The sequence below is a fragment of the Brevibacterium sp. HMSC22B09 genome (assembly GCF_001806795.1).
Classification (GTDB): domain Bacteria; phylum Actinomycetota; class Actinomycetes; order Actinomycetales; family Brevibacteriaceae; genus Brevibacterium; species Brevibacterium ravenspurgense.
Window position 1 is genome coordinate 84,483 of the sequence record NZ_KV786007.1, and the last position, 14,359, is coordinate 98,841.

Annotated in this window: 12 protein-coding genes; 7 read left to right on the forward strand and 5 right to left on the reverse strand. The window is 64.3% G+C overall.

Features of this window, described 5'->3' with window-relative positions; all coding sequences use genetic code 11:
• Window positions 1–440 precede the first annotated feature (440 nt).
• From HMPREF3087_RS03775 to HMPREF3087_RS03790, 4 genes are all read right to left on the reverse strand, one after another.
• The gene (locus HMPREF3087_RS03775) at window positions 441–953 is read right to left on the reverse strand and encodes a DUF456 domain-containing protein (protein ID WP_070428113.1); all 513 of its coding nucleotides are present in this window, start codon (window positions 951–953) and stop codon (window positions 441–443) included.
• Window positions 937–1,845 carry a DUF3027 domain-containing protein gene (locus HMPREF3087_RS03780; RefSeq protein ID WP_070428114.1) on the reverse strand — a complete coding sequence of 303 codons (909 nt, stop codon included), beginning with the start codon at window positions 1,843–1,845 and terminating at the stop codon, window positions 937–939. The genes HMPREF3087_RS03775 and HMPREF3087_RS03780 overlap by 17 nt, the downstream gene beginning before the upstream one ends.
• Complete coding sequence (locus HMPREF3087_RS03785; protein WP_019175741.1) at window positions 1,845–2,213, reverse strand: cold-shock protein; 369 nt, start codon at window positions 2,211–2,213, stop codon at window positions 1,845–1,847. The genes HMPREF3087_RS03780 and HMPREF3087_RS03785 overlap by 1 nt, the downstream gene beginning before the upstream one ends.
• A gap of 216 nt (window positions 2,214–2,429) precedes the next feature.
• Window positions 2,430–2,651: a hypothetical protein gene (locus tag HMPREF3087_RS03790; protein ID WP_019175742.1), complete on the reverse strand. Its 222-nt coding sequence runs from the start codon at window positions 2,649–2,651 to the stop codon at window positions 2,430–2,432.
• A gap of 89 nt (window positions 2,652–2,740) precedes the next feature.
• On the opposite strand from HMPREF3087_RS03790, the gene HMPREF3087_RS03795 reads away from it, so the two are divergent.
• Both HMPREF3087_RS03795 and HMPREF3087_RS03800 read left to right on the forward strand, forming a co-directional pair.
• Window positions 2,741–4,912, forward strand: a complete 2,172-nt coding sequence (locus tag HMPREF3087_RS03795) for a helicase-associated domain-containing protein (protein WP_070428115.1) — start codon at window positions 2,741–2,743, stop codon at window positions 4,910–4,912.
• Window positions 4,909–6,630 (forward strand): DNA repair helicase XPB, encoded by a 1,722-nt coding sequence (locus HMPREF3087_RS03800; RefSeq protein WP_070428116.1) that lies wholly within the window; start codon window positions 4,909–4,911, stop codon window positions 6,628–6,630. The genes HMPREF3087_RS03795 and HMPREF3087_RS03800 overlap by 4 nt, the downstream gene beginning before the upstream one ends.
• Before the next feature lie 87 nt (window positions 6,631–6,717).
• On the opposite strand, the gene HMPREF3087_RS03805 is transcribed toward HMPREF3087_RS03800, so the two are convergent.
• Window positions 6,718–7,707 carry an EamA family transporter gene (locus HMPREF3087_RS03805; protein ID WP_083272017.1) on the reverse strand — a complete coding sequence of 330 codons (990 nt, stop codon included), beginning with the start codon at window positions 7,705–7,707 and terminating at the stop codon, window positions 6,718–6,720.
• A 172-nt stretch (window positions 7,708–7,879) separates the two neighbouring features.
• Between HMPREF3087_RS03805 and HMPREF3087_RS03810 the strand changes: the two genes are divergently transcribed.
• The 5 genes from HMPREF3087_RS03810 (at window position 7,880) to HMPREF3087_RS10355 (ending at window position 14,241) form a co-directional block, all read left to right on the forward strand.
• A complete protein-coding gene (locus tag HMPREF3087_RS03810; protein ID WP_070428117.1) occupies window positions 7,880–9,484 on the forward strand; it encodes an FMN-binding glutamate synthase family protein in 1,605 nt (534 codons plus the stop codon).
• Window positions 9,485–9,690: 206 nt separating this feature from the next.
• On the forward strand, window positions 9,691–10,461 hold the full coding sequence (locus HMPREF3087_RS03815) for a response regulator transcription factor (protein WP_370919315.1): 771 nt from the start codon (window positions 9,691–9,693) through the stop codon (window positions 10,459–10,461).
• A gap of 63 nt (window positions 10,462–10,524) precedes the next feature.
• Window positions 10,525–12,342, forward strand: coding sequence for a sensor histidine kinase (locus HMPREF3087_RS10770; RefSeq protein ID WP_070428118.1), 1,818 nt, complete (start codon window positions 10,525–10,527; stop codon window positions 12,340–12,342).
• The gene (locus tag HMPREF3087_RS03825) at window positions 12,339–13,739 is read left to right on the forward strand and encodes a S1C family serine protease (protein ID WP_070428119.1); all 1,401 of its coding nucleotides are present in this window, start codon (window positions 12,339–12,341) and stop codon (window positions 13,737–13,739) included. Before HMPREF3087_RS10770 ends, HMPREF3087_RS03825 begins: the two co-directional genes overlap by 4 nt.
• Before the next feature lie 211 nt (window positions 13,740–13,950).
• Window positions 13,951–14,241, forward strand: coding sequence for a WXG100 family type VII secretion target (locus HMPREF3087_RS10355; protein ID WP_062020531.1), 291 nt, complete (start codon window positions 13,951–13,953; stop codon window positions 14,239–14,241).
• The last annotated feature ends 118 nt before the right edge of the window (window positions 14,242–14,359 follow it).

A 14,359-nucleotide genomic window follows, 5' to 3' on the forward strand; every position in this document is an offset into this window, starting at 1 on the left:
ATCTGTTGCTAACCGGTGTCCCCCTGAAAAATACGAGGCGCCGGGAGGGTCGGGAGGGTCAGGAGGGCTCACTCACCGGACGAGGTGCCGGGAAAGTTGGGCACGCACCACCGGGTGGGTTGGGCCCCACCCGCCACCGGCACTCACCGGACGAACTACCGGCCTGCCCACACACCCGTTAGCAACAAAAACACCCGTTAGCCGCAAGCAGACACCCCTTAGCCGGAATCTGCGGCTTAGCAACCACTGCTAAAGCGTGGATCTGTTGCTAACCGGTGTCCCCCTGAAAAGTACGAGGCGCCGGAAGGGTTAGGACGGACCCTGCAGGGTCGAAGGGACGAGGTGCCGGAAGGATTGAGAGGGCTCACGGTACGAGGCTCCAAGAGAGTTGGGCACGCACCACCGGCCGGGTTGGGCCACACGCCGCACCCGCCTCCGGCTCACACAGTGGTGAAGTGCAAGAACGTGCCGACTGTCAGCGACACAAAAGCCGCACCGGCACACAGAAGCTCAATGCCCAGCCCAATGCCAACGGCAACGAGGGTGCCCTTTGTGGTCTGCAGCGCTTCACTGGCAGTCGAATGCCGCACCCATTCAGCAATGAACAGGCCAACCACAAAGCCGATGAGCAACCCCGGCCCGGGCAGAACAAACATGCCGACAACAGCACTGAGCGCGGCTATTGCAATGACCCGGTTCGGCACCTGAAGCTTCTTCAGCCGATTGCCGGTCAGCACCCACGAGGCCGTTATGCCTATGACCGTCATGACGATCCCGGCCGCAGCACACGCCCAGCCCATGGTCGAGTTCACCGCAACACCCCAGCCGATCAGCACAGCCAGGTTCAGCAGCGACCCCGGAAGAACAGGCACGATGATGCCGGCACACCCGATCACCAGACCGACAAACGCAATGACGGTCGCCCACACCTGGGCGTCAGCGCTCAGCATCATCGCCTTCCTTCAAGGCGTCACCACCCGAGGCGCCGTCACCACCCGAGGCGCCACTCACCTCACGGCCGGACTCATCACCACGAGCCTCACCAGCACCGTCCTCACCAGCACCCGCAGCGACCATTTCGAAGTCTTCGCTGCGGTCGTCGATGACGGGTTCGGCGGTGTCGTCGTCGTGTCGGCGGACGTCAGTTTCAGAGTGTGCGCCGCAGCCGTTGCTCAGTGACACCACACGCCCGTCAAATGGCGATGCCGCGTTGGCGCACAGACCGAACTGGGTGCGCACCGAACCAGCAATGGGCATAAGGAAACCGCATGTGCGGCACTTGGCAGACGCCTCGGAAGCGTATTCGGAGTCCGGCCCGGAATCGGATTCGGCCCAGCGGGCAGCAGCAGCTGCAATGCCGTCGCGTGACAGCACGCGCTTGCGCCCCAGACCGAATTCAAAGTTGGGGATCTGGTCGATGTTGTCTTCAAGTTCGACCTTGACCTGCTCAAGTCCCAGTTCAAGGTTCGGATCGTTTTCGACCTTCGGCAGGACATCGCGAGCGCCGATGTCCGACGGGCGCAGCCTGTCCTTCCACGGCACCCATTCCGGTGCGACAAGCGCATCTTCGCCGGGCAGCAGCGCTGTTTCAGAGACCGTGACGGTCTCAGACCCGGGCACCAGCGCCAGAATCGCCGTCCAGTACCAGCCCGGGTAGCCGGGTGTACGGCATTCGAAGATGTGGGATGCGGCGTAGGCGCCTTCGGCAACAACACCCAGGTGCTCGCCGATAGACGTTTCGTCCGTCATTTCGGCGATCGCTGCGCGCGCAGTGTCGACCGCCTGAGCCAACGTGGGGTTGATCTCCCCCAGCGAGGCCCTCCATTCGGCGTAGCAGCTGGTCATCAGCCCTCCAGATCGTCGGCTACGTGGCGCAGGACCTCAGCGACTTTCGCGGAGAATTCCGCGTCCGGGTAGCGGCCCTGTCGCAGTCCAGCCAGCGTGTCATCGAGCATCGAGATGACATCTTGAATCATATCTGCCGTCTTTTCGGGGTTGGGGCGCACGCGCGGCGGAGCGTCCAGCAGGCGTGCGCGCAGCACCTGACGGCCGCGGCGGGAATCCACGATGTCGAAGTCCAGGCGGGATCCCTTGTGCACGGTCACGCCGTCGGGCAGTGACGACGAGTGCATGAAGAACTCTTCGCCATCGTCTCCTGTAACAAAGCCGAAGCCTTTGTCTGAGTCAAACCACTTCACGCGTCCAGTGGGCATTGTCTGTCCTTTTCTGTGCGCACTCGCGTGCGCGTCTGTTGGTCTGCTGCGGGCCGAACCTCACGAGGTGCCGGTCAGCTCCGCTTGTCTGTTGGGGTGTGCCTGGGAGGCTGGGCGGGCGAGGTGCCCGCGGGTGTTCTTGTCTGCTCTGTCCGCACCGGGTTCGGCCGGTCTGTTCTGGCCGGTCTGGCCGGAGCGCCGGAGTGAGTGTGCGCTCTAGGTGCGGCGGCGGAAGATCGCGGTGATCAGCCACGCCAGGAACAGGATGAACGATGCGCTTGGGGCAATCATTCCCACCCAGGTCAGAATCTTCGATGGGTGGCCGACGGTCAGGCCCTGCACAATCACCACGACAAGGGCGATTGCGCCCAGCAGCATGAGCGCAAGCGCGGTGATCAGCGTCCACGATGTGCGCTGTTCGTTCGTGCTTGTTGTCACTGTGGGCCTTTCGGTGTTGTGGCTCTGCCGACGGGGTTGACTACCCATTCTAACCGCCGGCTTTCTGTGCTCCGTCTAGACTCGTAGGGATGAAGGGCTTTCAGACTTTCACCGCGTGGCTGTCCACCGCGCCGGCCGACTGGTTTGCGGATTTTGTCCGCACCCGGCGCGATCTGGTGCGCACCGACACAGCGTCACTTGCCCGCCTGGCCGGTTCGGCTTCCACCCGCAAAGGGGTCGCGGTTGCCCTTGAGGCGCTCAATGCCGAAGCGCTGCAGACCGCTCTGCGCGCGGCGAAGGCTGCCCGCGTTGATCCTGTTGTTCCCTGCTCTGCTTTGGAAGCAAGCTCAGATGTCCTGGACCGTCTGATTCTTCTGGGCCTGCTGTGGCCCGCACAGACCAGCACACAAGACACGGCCGCAGGCACCCCCGGTGATGCCGAGTTCTTCGGCTTCCAATCCGAAGCCATCGCCCTGCTGCCCACCTCGGCAGCCGAATCCACCCGCCCGCCGGAGTGGACGGAATACTCACGGCCAGACGAACCAGCCCTCACCCCAATCCCCGAATCCGTTGCCCGCAACGCCCAAGCTGCGGCCGCAGGTGCTGCGGGCGGCACAGTTGCCGCTGCCGTCCGGGCGATCGAAGCCGATCCGCCCAGCCAGCTGATGTCCGGCGGTGTCGGCAAACGCGACGTCCAGCGGCTGGCTTCCGCCCTCGAACTCGAATACGCACAGACGATCTTCGTGCTCGAACTGTGCGGCGCACTCAACCTGGTGGGCGTCGACAGTTCCAGCATCGACCCGGTGTGGCTGCCCACCAGCGAATACGACATTCTCAAGCGCACCGACCGCGGCAGCCTGCACGCTGCACTCGTGCGCGCCTGGCTGCACATGGGCGAAGACATCACCCACATCGCCGCCGGCCACACGCCCCGCGGCGACCGCGTGCACCCGCTGAACTCCGTCGTCAAACCCACTACCGCCAACCCCTATGGCGGCCATCCCTCGGCTCTGCCGCCGGTCCGCTCGGCTCGCTTCCGACTGCTGCGCACCCTCCTGTCTCCCGAGGTGCCGCTCCCCCAACCGGGCTCCGGAACCTCGACCGGCACCTCGGCAGATTCAGGCACCTCGGCAGACCAGAAAACCGCAGAGACCCCGAGCATCCGGCTGACCGACCTCACGGCGGTCCTCCAGTGGCGCTACCCGCTGGCACCGGCGTTCAACCGCGAAACACTGGCCCAGATGCTGGGCGAGGCGGAATTCCTGGGGCTCGTCGCCACTCCCCTGACCGCACCCGACTCCTACGGGCTGACCCCTCTGGGCCGCACGCTTGCCGAGCACCTGAACACATCCCTGCCGGCGGCCGCACAGCCACTCGACTACGCGGGCTCAGCCGCCACAGTGCCAGCCGACTTCGCCGCAACAATCGGCGAACTCCTGCCCGACTACGCCGAAACCGTCGTCATCCAATCCGACCTCACCGCGGTCGCCACCGGGCCCGTCCACCCCGACCTGGCGCAGAAACTCGATTCGCTCGCCGACATCGAAACCCGCGGACAGGGCACTGTCTACCGCTTCACCGAAAAGAGCATCGAACGAGCCCTGCACACAGGGCTCAGCCGCACCGACATCGTTGACACACTGCGCGAATGTTCCTCGACCGGAGTGCCGCAGCCACTGGAGTTCCTCATCGACGGAGTTGCCTCCAGACTCAACCGCGTGCAGGTCGCCAGCGCCCGCGGCGCAGTCATCGTCGACGACCCCGACGAACTCGACGCCCTCCTGGCCGACCCGCTGCTCATCCCAGCCCAGCTGACCCGCGTGGCCCCCACCGTCGCACTGGCCGGCATCAGCTCCGACCGCCTGCGCGTCCTGCTGGAGGGCGCTGGCACATCGACCCTGACGGAAGCGCCCACGGCACAGCCGCAGCGCGCGCCCAAGCAAACCGCGCCCGCCGTCACCCGGCGGACAGCCCGCATTGCCGATGCAGACCTCGACCGCTACATTGCCGGGGTGCGCAGCAGCGCTGAAGCAGATGACGGCGACCCGGCATCCACCTCGGGCATTCTGCGCAGCGCCATCGACCGGCAGCAGAGTGTTGCCGTCACGCTGGCCCGCGCCGACGGCAGCAGCACCACCCTCACGCTCACCCCGACCGCAATCACCGGCGGACGAGTGCGCGGAATCCGCAACGGCAGCGAAATCGCCGCCTCACTGTCGCGGATCATCAGCGTCACCCCCGCCGAGGAAGGCACTCAGTGACAGGTCCCCTCGTCGTCCAGTCCGACAGCACAATCCTTCTGGAATCCGGCCACCCCGACGCGGCCGAAGCTGCAGCAGCCATCGCGCCTTTCGCCCAGCTTGCGCGCACACCCGAATACATTCACACCTACACCATCACCCCGCTGGGACTGTGGAACGCGCGCGCCTCCGGCCACGACGCCGAATCCGTCATCGACACCCTGCTCGAATACGCCAAATACCCCGTCCCGCACGAACTCCTGCTGGAAATCGTCGACCTCATGGACCGGTTCGGGGTGCTGGTGCTGACCAGTTCGCCCGTGCACGGCCTGGTTCTCGAATCCTCCGACACCGCACTGCTGGACAACCTGGCCGAACAGCCCGAAATGCAGGGAATCTTCGGCACCCGGATCGACCCCGGCACCGTCGAGGTGTACCCCTCCGAACGCGGCGAACTGAAGTTCCGCCTGCTCAAACTGGGCCACCCGGTGGCCGACCACGCCGGCTACGTCGACGGTGAAGCACACGCGATCGACCTCAACTATCACGAGGCGGAGCCGGGCTCCGCTGGTTCTCCCGGCTCCGGCGAGGGGGCGGGCGGCTCCAGCGGCACCGATGAGGGCGAGCGCGAAGGCGCGGGGGCCGAAGAGTGGCACCTGCGGCCATACCAGGACGAAGCCGTGCAGACCTTTATGCGCGGTGAATCCGGTGTAGTCGTCCTGCCCTGCGGTGCCGGAAAAACCATTGTGGGTGCCGCGACCATGGCACAGGTGAGCACAACGACGCTCATCCTGGTGACCAATTCGGTGTCCGCCAAACAGTGGAAGGCCGAACTGCTGCGCCGCACCAGCCTGACGGAAGACGAAATCGGCGAATACTCCGGTGCGGTCAAAGAGATCCGACCGGTCACCATCGCCACCTCCCAAGTGCTCACCACCCGCCGCAAAGGCTCCTACCTGCACCTAGAGCTGCTCGATGCGCGCGACTGGGGCCTGGTCATCTACGACGAAGTCCACCTGCTGCCCGCACCCGTCTTCCGGCTGACCGCTGGTCTGCAGGCGCGCCGCCGCCTGGGCCTGACAGCTACGCTCGTACGCGAAGACGGCCGCGAAGACGAAGTGTTCAGCCTCATCGGCCCCAAACAGTTCGAAGTTCCGTGGAAGGAAATCGAAGCCGCCGGCTACATCGCCACCGCCCACTGCGAAGAAGTGCGCGTGCGCCTGGACCGCTCAACCAGGGTGGCCTATGCGAGCGCAGAAGGCGAAGACCGCTACCGGCTGGCCGCCACCAGCGACGTCAAACTCCCCGTGGTGCGCCGCCTGGTGGAAAACCACCGCGACCAGCAGGTGCTCGTCATCGGCCAGTACCTCGACCAGCTGGAAGAGCTCGGCGAAGAACTGGGAGCACCGGTGCTGACCGGCAAAACCGGCGAAGCTGAACGCGAAAGGCTCTACGAAGCATTCCGCACCGGCGAAATCAAAGTGCTCGTCGTGTCGAAAGTCGCCAACTTCTCCGTTGACCTGCCCGAAGCCTCCGTCGCCATCCAGGTGTCCGGCTCCTTCGGTTCACGCCAAGAGGAAGCCCAGCGCCTCGGCCGAATCCTCAGACCAAAAGAAAACCGCCAAGCGGCATCTTTCTACACGGTTGTCGCAGCTGAAACAGTCGACGAACAGTTCGCCGCCCACCGCCGCCGGTTCCTCACCGAGCAGGGCTACAGCTACACCATCAGCAGCGCCTGACCAGAACAGAACCGCAACAGAGCAGGCCCGCGCCAGCGGCACCTCGGCATTTGGGGACCGACCCGGGCAGAACCGGGACAGAACCGGTCAGTCCTCCGGTGCCTCCTCTTCGACAACCAAGTGCATTTCGGCAGTCTCCGGGTGGACGTTCGTGCGGGCAATGACCCGTCGGCGCTCCTGCCGATTCTCACCGAGCTTGACGAAGACCACGCCGAGGAGCACAAACACACCGCCGATCGCCTGCACCGCCACCGGCAGATCCCCCAGCAGAATCCAGGCCATAACCACCGACATCGGAACCTCAACCAGGTTCAAGAAGCTCGAAATGGTCGACCCGACGTAGCGCACACCCACAACCGCCGTCGTGTATGCCCCGCCGGTGCACAGCACCAGAGCCAGCGCAACCACCCACCAAGGAAGAAGAACGCCGCCCGCATCGAGGTCCTGCGTTGTCATGCCGGCCGGAATGATGCCCACAGCCGTGATGAGGGCAACCACAACCGCGCCAATCCCCATCGTAATGCAGATGAGAGTCACCGACGGGAAGCTGAGGTCAGCCTTGGCGGACATGACGAAGAACGCCGCCAAGCACACGGCTGCCGACAGCGCGTAGAAAACACCGAGCAGATCAACTGACGATCCGCGCGGATCAAGAATGATGAGCAGACCAACCGCGGCGGCGACAATACCGATGAATGTCAGGGTGGACGGGCGGAAGCGGGTGCTGGCCCACACCCACAGCACAATCATGAGCGGCGCCGTCATCTCCAGAAGCAGCGCAATCGGCGGGCTCATGCGCTCAACCGCCAAGAAGAACAACAGCTGCACACCGGCCATGCACACAACACCGTAGGTCAGCACATACCAGCGAACCTGCCACACTTCGCGCCAGCGGCCGCGCATCTGAATGAACATCGGAATCGCAAGCAGGAGGCAGCTGCCGGCCAGACGCACAAACGTCACCGGCCCCGGCGTCCAATCACCCGCGTACATGAGCTTGCCCAAAGGTGCGCAGATCGCGAAAAGAAAGCACGACACCAACGTGATGAGCAGACCCAAAACAAAGTTCCGATTCACCGGATCATCGTCGGGGCTGGCCCTGATCTAAGTCAACACGGGCCCACAAGGCAAGACTCCCCCCCCCGACAGCAAGCCGAAGCACGCCCTTCAAAGAGCGCGGTGAGACACGGGCGAAATTGCGGCCACCTCGACAGCCTCAAAGTCACCAGCGGGCGGTAACGTTGTACCCATGTTTGCCATTCTCACGATCACAGCTGTCGCACTGCTGTTCCTCGGCAGCATCGCACTGGCAGTTCTCCACTCTCTGTGGTGGCTCATAGCCGTCGTCGTCTTCGCCGCTCTGCTCGCACTGGCCATCTACGACGTCATCCAGCCCCGCCTGGCCGTCCTGCGCATCTACCCCCTGCTGGGTCACATGCGGTACCTCATGGAAGAGATCCGCCCCATGATCCAGCAGTACTTCGTGGAAAGGAACTGGGACGGCCGCCCCTATGACGCCGATGCCCGCGCCCTCATCTACGAACGCGCACAGGGAGTCCACGCCGAAAAGTCGTTCGGCACGGAACTCGAAGTTCGCGACTCCGGCTACGAATACCTGCTGCACTCCGTTGTCCCCGGCAAGCGTCCCGAAGGCGAACACCGCGTGGTCATCGGCGGTCCGCAGTGTTCCCAGCCGTTTGACGTATCGCTGCTGAACATCGCCTCAATGTCCTACGGCGCTCTGTCCGTCAACGCCGTGCGCGCCATGAACCGCGGCGCCTACAAGGGCGGCTTCTTCCAGGAGTCCGGCGAAGGCGGCGTCACCCGCTACCACCTGGAATCCGGCGCAGACATCGTGTGGGAGTTCGGTTCCGGCTACTTCGGATGCCGCACACCGGAAGGCAACTTCAACCCCGAAATGTTCTCGCAGAGGGTCGTCCACCCCAACATCAAGGGCGTTCTCATCAAGCTCTCGCAGGGAGCAAAGCCCGGCCTCGGCGGTGTTCTGCCGGCCGAAAAGATCACCCCTGAAATCGTTGAAGCCCGCGGTGTCGAGCCCGGCAAGGACTGCATTTCGCCGCCATCGCACACGGCGTTCACAACCCCCACCGAGCTGATGCAGTTCGTGGGTCAGCTGCGGGAACTGTCCGGCGGCAAGCCGATCGGATTCAAACTGTGCGTCGGCCTGCGCACCGACGTCCTGGCCATCGTCAAGGCAATGCTCGAAACCGGCATCCTGCCGGACTTCATCGTGGTAGACGGTTCGGAGGGCGGCACGGGTGCCGCTCCACTGGAATACGAGGACCACGTGGGCACCCCGCTGACCGAGGGCCTCATCCTCATGCACAACGCGCTCGTGGGTGCGGGCATCCGTCAGCACATCAAGATCGGCGCAGCCGGCAAGATCGTGGCCGGCACCGACATCATCCGACGCATCGCCCAGGGTGCTGACTACTGCCTGGCAGCACGCGCCATGATGATGGCCACCGGCTGCATTCAGGCTCAGCGCTGCCACACGAACAAGTGCCCCACCGGTGTTGCTACGCAGAACCCTCGCCTGTACCGCGGGCTCGACGTGGACGACAAGGCCGAGCAGGTGTACCACTACCACAAGTCAACGGTTGCCGAAACGGCGCAGATGATCGCCACGATCGGCCTCGACAGCCCCGACCAGCTGCGCCCGTCGCACATCTTCCGCCGGGTATCGCAGTCGCGCGTTGAGTCTTACGCCGAAGCGTACGACTGGCTTGAACCGGGTGAGCTGCTGGGCACTCCTCGCCGCAGCTGGGCTGAAGACTGGAACCACGCCGACCCGCACCGGTTCGGCCCGCCTGTTTCGGCCGGCTTCCGCTGATCAGCAAAGGGCTTCCAGGGCTCGGAGTTTGAGAATCCTCTTAGACTCCGGGCCCTTTTCTGTGAACGCCGCTTACTGCCTGTCCGAGACCTGGGCCGAGTGCGCGCACTCCCGCAGAAAACCGCACATTCACCGTGTGATTCGTGCAACAATGGCATTCAGGAATCTTCCAGCAAACCTCCAGACTCGAAGAGGAGACTGATCCTATGACGACTCCCATGACCCCTAGCCACGACGCGCAGGAAATCGAAGCGACCCTGCTCGTTGTCGACGATGAACCCAATATCCGCGAACTGCTGTCCACCAGCCTCCGCTTTGCAGGCTTCGAAGTGATTTCAGCAGCCAACGGCGCCGAAGCTCTGCGCCTTGCCGAACAGCAGGTGCCGGACCTGCTGGTGCTCGACGTCATGCTGCCCGACATGGACGGCTTCACCGTCACCCGCCGCCTGCGCCAGGCCGGCTTCCACATCCCGGTGGTATTCCTCACCGCTCGCGACGACACCTCGGACAAGATCACGGGTCTGACCGTCGGCGGCGATGACTACGTGACCAAGCCGTTCAGCCTCGAAGAGGTCGTCGCCCGCATCCGCGCAGTCCTGCGCCGCACCCACGCGGCGGAAGAAGAAGAGACCGCGGTCATCGAAGTCGGCGAACTCGAACTTGACGACGACACCCATGAAGTTCGCCGCGGGGGCATCCTCATCGACCTGTCCCCCACCGAATTCAAACTGCTGCGCTACCTCATGCTCAACGCCAACCGGGTGCTGTCGAAATCTCAGATCCTCGACCACGTGTGGGAATACGACTTCGGCGGAGACACCGGAATCGTGGAATCCTATATTTCGTACCTGCGCCGCAAGATCGACGTGGCCCCCACGACGGACGAAGCCGGCAACCCCATCGACGTCGAATGGACTCCGATGATCCAGACCAAGCGCGGGGTCGGATACATGCTGCGAACCGCAGACGCCAAATAAGCATGCATCACCAAGGGGCGGGACCGGCAGGCTCGCCCCTTTGCATTGGAAAGCACACTCACCTTGACCACCCAAGCTCAGCGCCGCTCATCCCACGTCCTGTGGCAAGACTGGTCGCTCACCGGCAAACTGCTGGCGATCATGATGACCCTCATGCTGCTCGTGCTAACCGGCACCAGCGCATGGGTACTGGAGAACCTGCGCGCGTCCCTCATCGAACGCACCGACCAGCGGCTGGTCTCGACATCGCAGGCCCTGGCGATCAGAGCCGCCGACGAAGTCATGACGCACACACCCCTGCAGACCACATCGCAGGACCAGATCATCAGCTCGATGCTGCCGGGTACCTACTACGTGCAGTTCTACACGGCAGACGGCCGCAAAGCCTACGACCCCGTCGCCCCGTCGGAAACCAACGTCCCCTACCTGCCGGAAGTCAACGCACAGACAGTTGCTGAGAACCGCAGCCAGCCGTTCACGGTGCCCGGCAGCACCTCGCAGTGGCGCGTGCGCACGCTGCCGCTGAAGAACTCCGACATGCTCGTGGCGATCGCACTGCCATTCGACAAAGACATCGACGAAATCAGCGACTACGCCCGCAGCACCATGATCGGCATCGGGGTGCTCGCCCTGGCGATCGTCGGCGGTGTCGGCTACTTCGCCATCACCAACACCTTCCGACCGCTGCGCGACATCGAAAAAACCGCCTCCCGCATTGCCGCCGGCGATCTATCGCAGCGCGTCACTGAATACCCCGCCTCCACCGAACTCGGTCGTCTGTCCAGTGCGCTGAACACCATGCTCGGACACATTGAGGACTCCTTCGACGGGCGCAAGGCCTCTGAGAAGCGCATCCGGCAGTTCGTGTCTGACGCATCCCACGAACTGCGTACCCCGCTTGTCACCATCCGCGGCTACGCGGAGCTCTACCGGCAGGGTGCCGTGCAGAAACCCGAAGACGTCGCCCAGATCATGGGCCGAATCGAAGCAGAATCCATCCGCATGGGCGACCTCGTCGAAGACCTTGTGGTGTTGGCCAGGCTCGACAGCGAGCGCCGCGCAGAAATCGGCCCCGTCGACATGGCTGCCGCAGTCCGCGATACGGCGGCGGACACAGCGGCGCAGGCACCGCACCGGGATATCTCCTTCATTGGGCTCGACGGCGAGGACGCTCCGGGACTTCCGCTCATCGAAGGGGCGGATTCCAAGCTGCGCCAGGTGATCAGCAATCTGGCCGGCAACGCCCTGCGCCACACTGCCGACGATGTCGCAATCGACTTCGCGGTCGGGGTCGTGGATGTCCCCGAAGCGTTCGAAACCGAAGGCGACACAGCAGAAGAGGCCAAGCAGTCACGCGGCGCTCTCGATTTCGTCACCGGCCCCGTCCGCATATTCAAACGCGACGGCAGCCGCGCTGATGCCAAGCCCCAAAACAAGGGCCAGGGCAAGGCTCAGGTTCCCACCACCTCGCAGGGGGCAGCTGCGAGCGCAGCCGCCGACAGCAGGCCGTCCGCGGACAAGCGGACAGATTCCGTCGAACAGCCCCTGGCACCGCCCGGTGCGGGAGGCATCATCGTCCCCGATGTCCTCGAAGGCTTCCCCGCCGGACGCGTCCGCATCGAAGTGCGCGACCACGGAGAAGGCATCGACCCCGAAATCGCACCGCGAGTCTTCGAACGGTTCTACCGTCTGGATTCATCTCGCGACCGCTCAACCGGCGGGTCCGGCCTGGGACTGTCGATCGTCAAGGCCATCATCGACTCCCACAAGGGCGAAATCTCCGTCCACGAAACTCCCGGCGGCGGCGCCACCTTCCGCGTCGACCTGCCCATCCCGCCAGAGGGCGTACTGCCGGAAACCACCAGAAAGGACCGCTCATGACCGAACCGCGCCACCCCAACAACCCCTATGACGGCGGGTACGGAAACAGCGAACGTCCACCGTACGGCGGCCCCGCACAGCCGCCGTTGGCCGAGCAGCAGGGGCAGGCGAACCCAGGCCACCCAACTGAGCCCGGCCACCCAGCAGGTGTTCCGGGGCCGGCCAGCGGGCACCTCGGCGGCTATGGAACCCAACAGCAGCGGAACCACACCCCGCAGCCCAGCGGCTTCCCGCCCGCCGGCCCGCACGGCCAGCCCTCCGTCCGACCGCGCCCGGCCAAATCTGCCCGCCGCGGGCCAGGCTGGGGCGCGCTCATCGCCACGGGTGTCATTGCAACGCTCATCGGCGGCGGCACCGCAGTTGGGTTCACCGCGGCAACCAGCGCAATCAGCGGCAGCGGAAAGCAGTCCGAAATCGAAACCTCGACGTCCGATCAGAAGGTCAAAACCGTTGACAGCCCCGACTGGACGGCAGTCGCGGCGGACGCGGCGAAGTCAGTCGTCTCAATCCAGGCCCGCGGCGCCGAAGGCGAAGCCCTCGGTTCGGGTTTTGTGTACAAAGACGACTACATCGTGACCAACAATCACGTTGTCGCCCCCGGTGATTCAGCCCAGTCTGAGATCAACGTCGTGTTCCACGACGGCGCTTCGGTTGCAGCGAAGATCGTCGGACGCGACCCCATTACCGACATCGCGGTGCTCAAACTGTCCACCAAACCGGAAGGTTTGACCCCGCTGCCGATCGGCGACAGCAACGGCCTCAAGGTCGGTGAGCCCGTCATGGCGCTGGGCAACCCGCTGGGCCTTGCCGACACGGTGACCACCGGCATCGTGTCCGCTCTCAACCGTCCCGTGGCAACCCAGCAGAAGGGCTCAGGCGGAGAAGCCGACATTTCGACGATCACCAATGCCATTCAGGTTGATGCCGCGGTCAATCCTGGTAATTCCGGTGGGCCGCTCATCAACGCGGCTGGCAAATTCATCGGCGTGAACTCTTCCATTGCCACGATGCCGACTGCCGGCGACCAGCAGGCCGGCTCCATCGGCATCGGCTTCGCGATTCCCGCCACCCAGGCGACCTACATTGCCGACCAGCTCATCAGCTCGGGCAAGGCCAAGCACGCCTACCTCGGGGTGACTATTACGTCCGGTTCTGTGGAAAACGAAGGGATCACGACGGGAGCTGCCGTCGTCTCCAAGGTCGAAAGCGGTTCCCCCGCGGCTGCGGCTGGTCTGCGCGAGGGCGACGCCATCATCAAGGCCGGCGGCACCACCGTGAACTCCGCTATTTCTCTGCAGGCTCTCGTCCGGGCACAGGAGGACGGACAAGATCTGCCGCTGACCATTGTGCGCGGCGGCAAGACACAGGACATCACGGTCTCACTCAAGGCCCGCTGATCCCGCAGATTCTGCCGGCTGCCGCACCGCCGACGATGTGCCTGCCGGGGTGATTCGGTCCGGCACGCGGTTCGGCACGCCTCTTGTGTTCGAAGGGCTGTGGAAGCACTCGCGTGTTTCCACAGCCTTTCTTTTTGTCTTTCACGCCCGCGCGATTCGGCTCATTGTCGTTATGACACCGTCCGGTGTTCAACGACAACGAAGGAGTCTTATGTCCACCATCAACATCGACGCCGAACGCATCACCCAAGCAGCTTCGACCGCTTCGCACAGCGCGGCCACTCTGCACAGCGAAGTCGACAGGCTCATGCACCAGCTGCGCGCCCTGCAGGAATGCTGGACGGGAACCGCATCCGCCGGCTTCCAAACGGTTGTCGCCGACTGGCAGCAGGTGCAGGCCAAAGTCCATGAATCGCTCACGCAGATTCAGAAGGCGCTCGCTCTGGCCGGTCAGCAGTACGCGGATGTCGAAAGCGCCAACACCAAACTCTTCCGCGGCTGACCTGTTCACAGTCGGGTCAGCCAGACACAGCGAAGGAGGCTGGTCAACCGGAGACCGCGGGTGCTTAGTGCAGGAAATCCCGGTCTCGGCTGAGAAACCTCAGGTTTTCTCAGCCGAG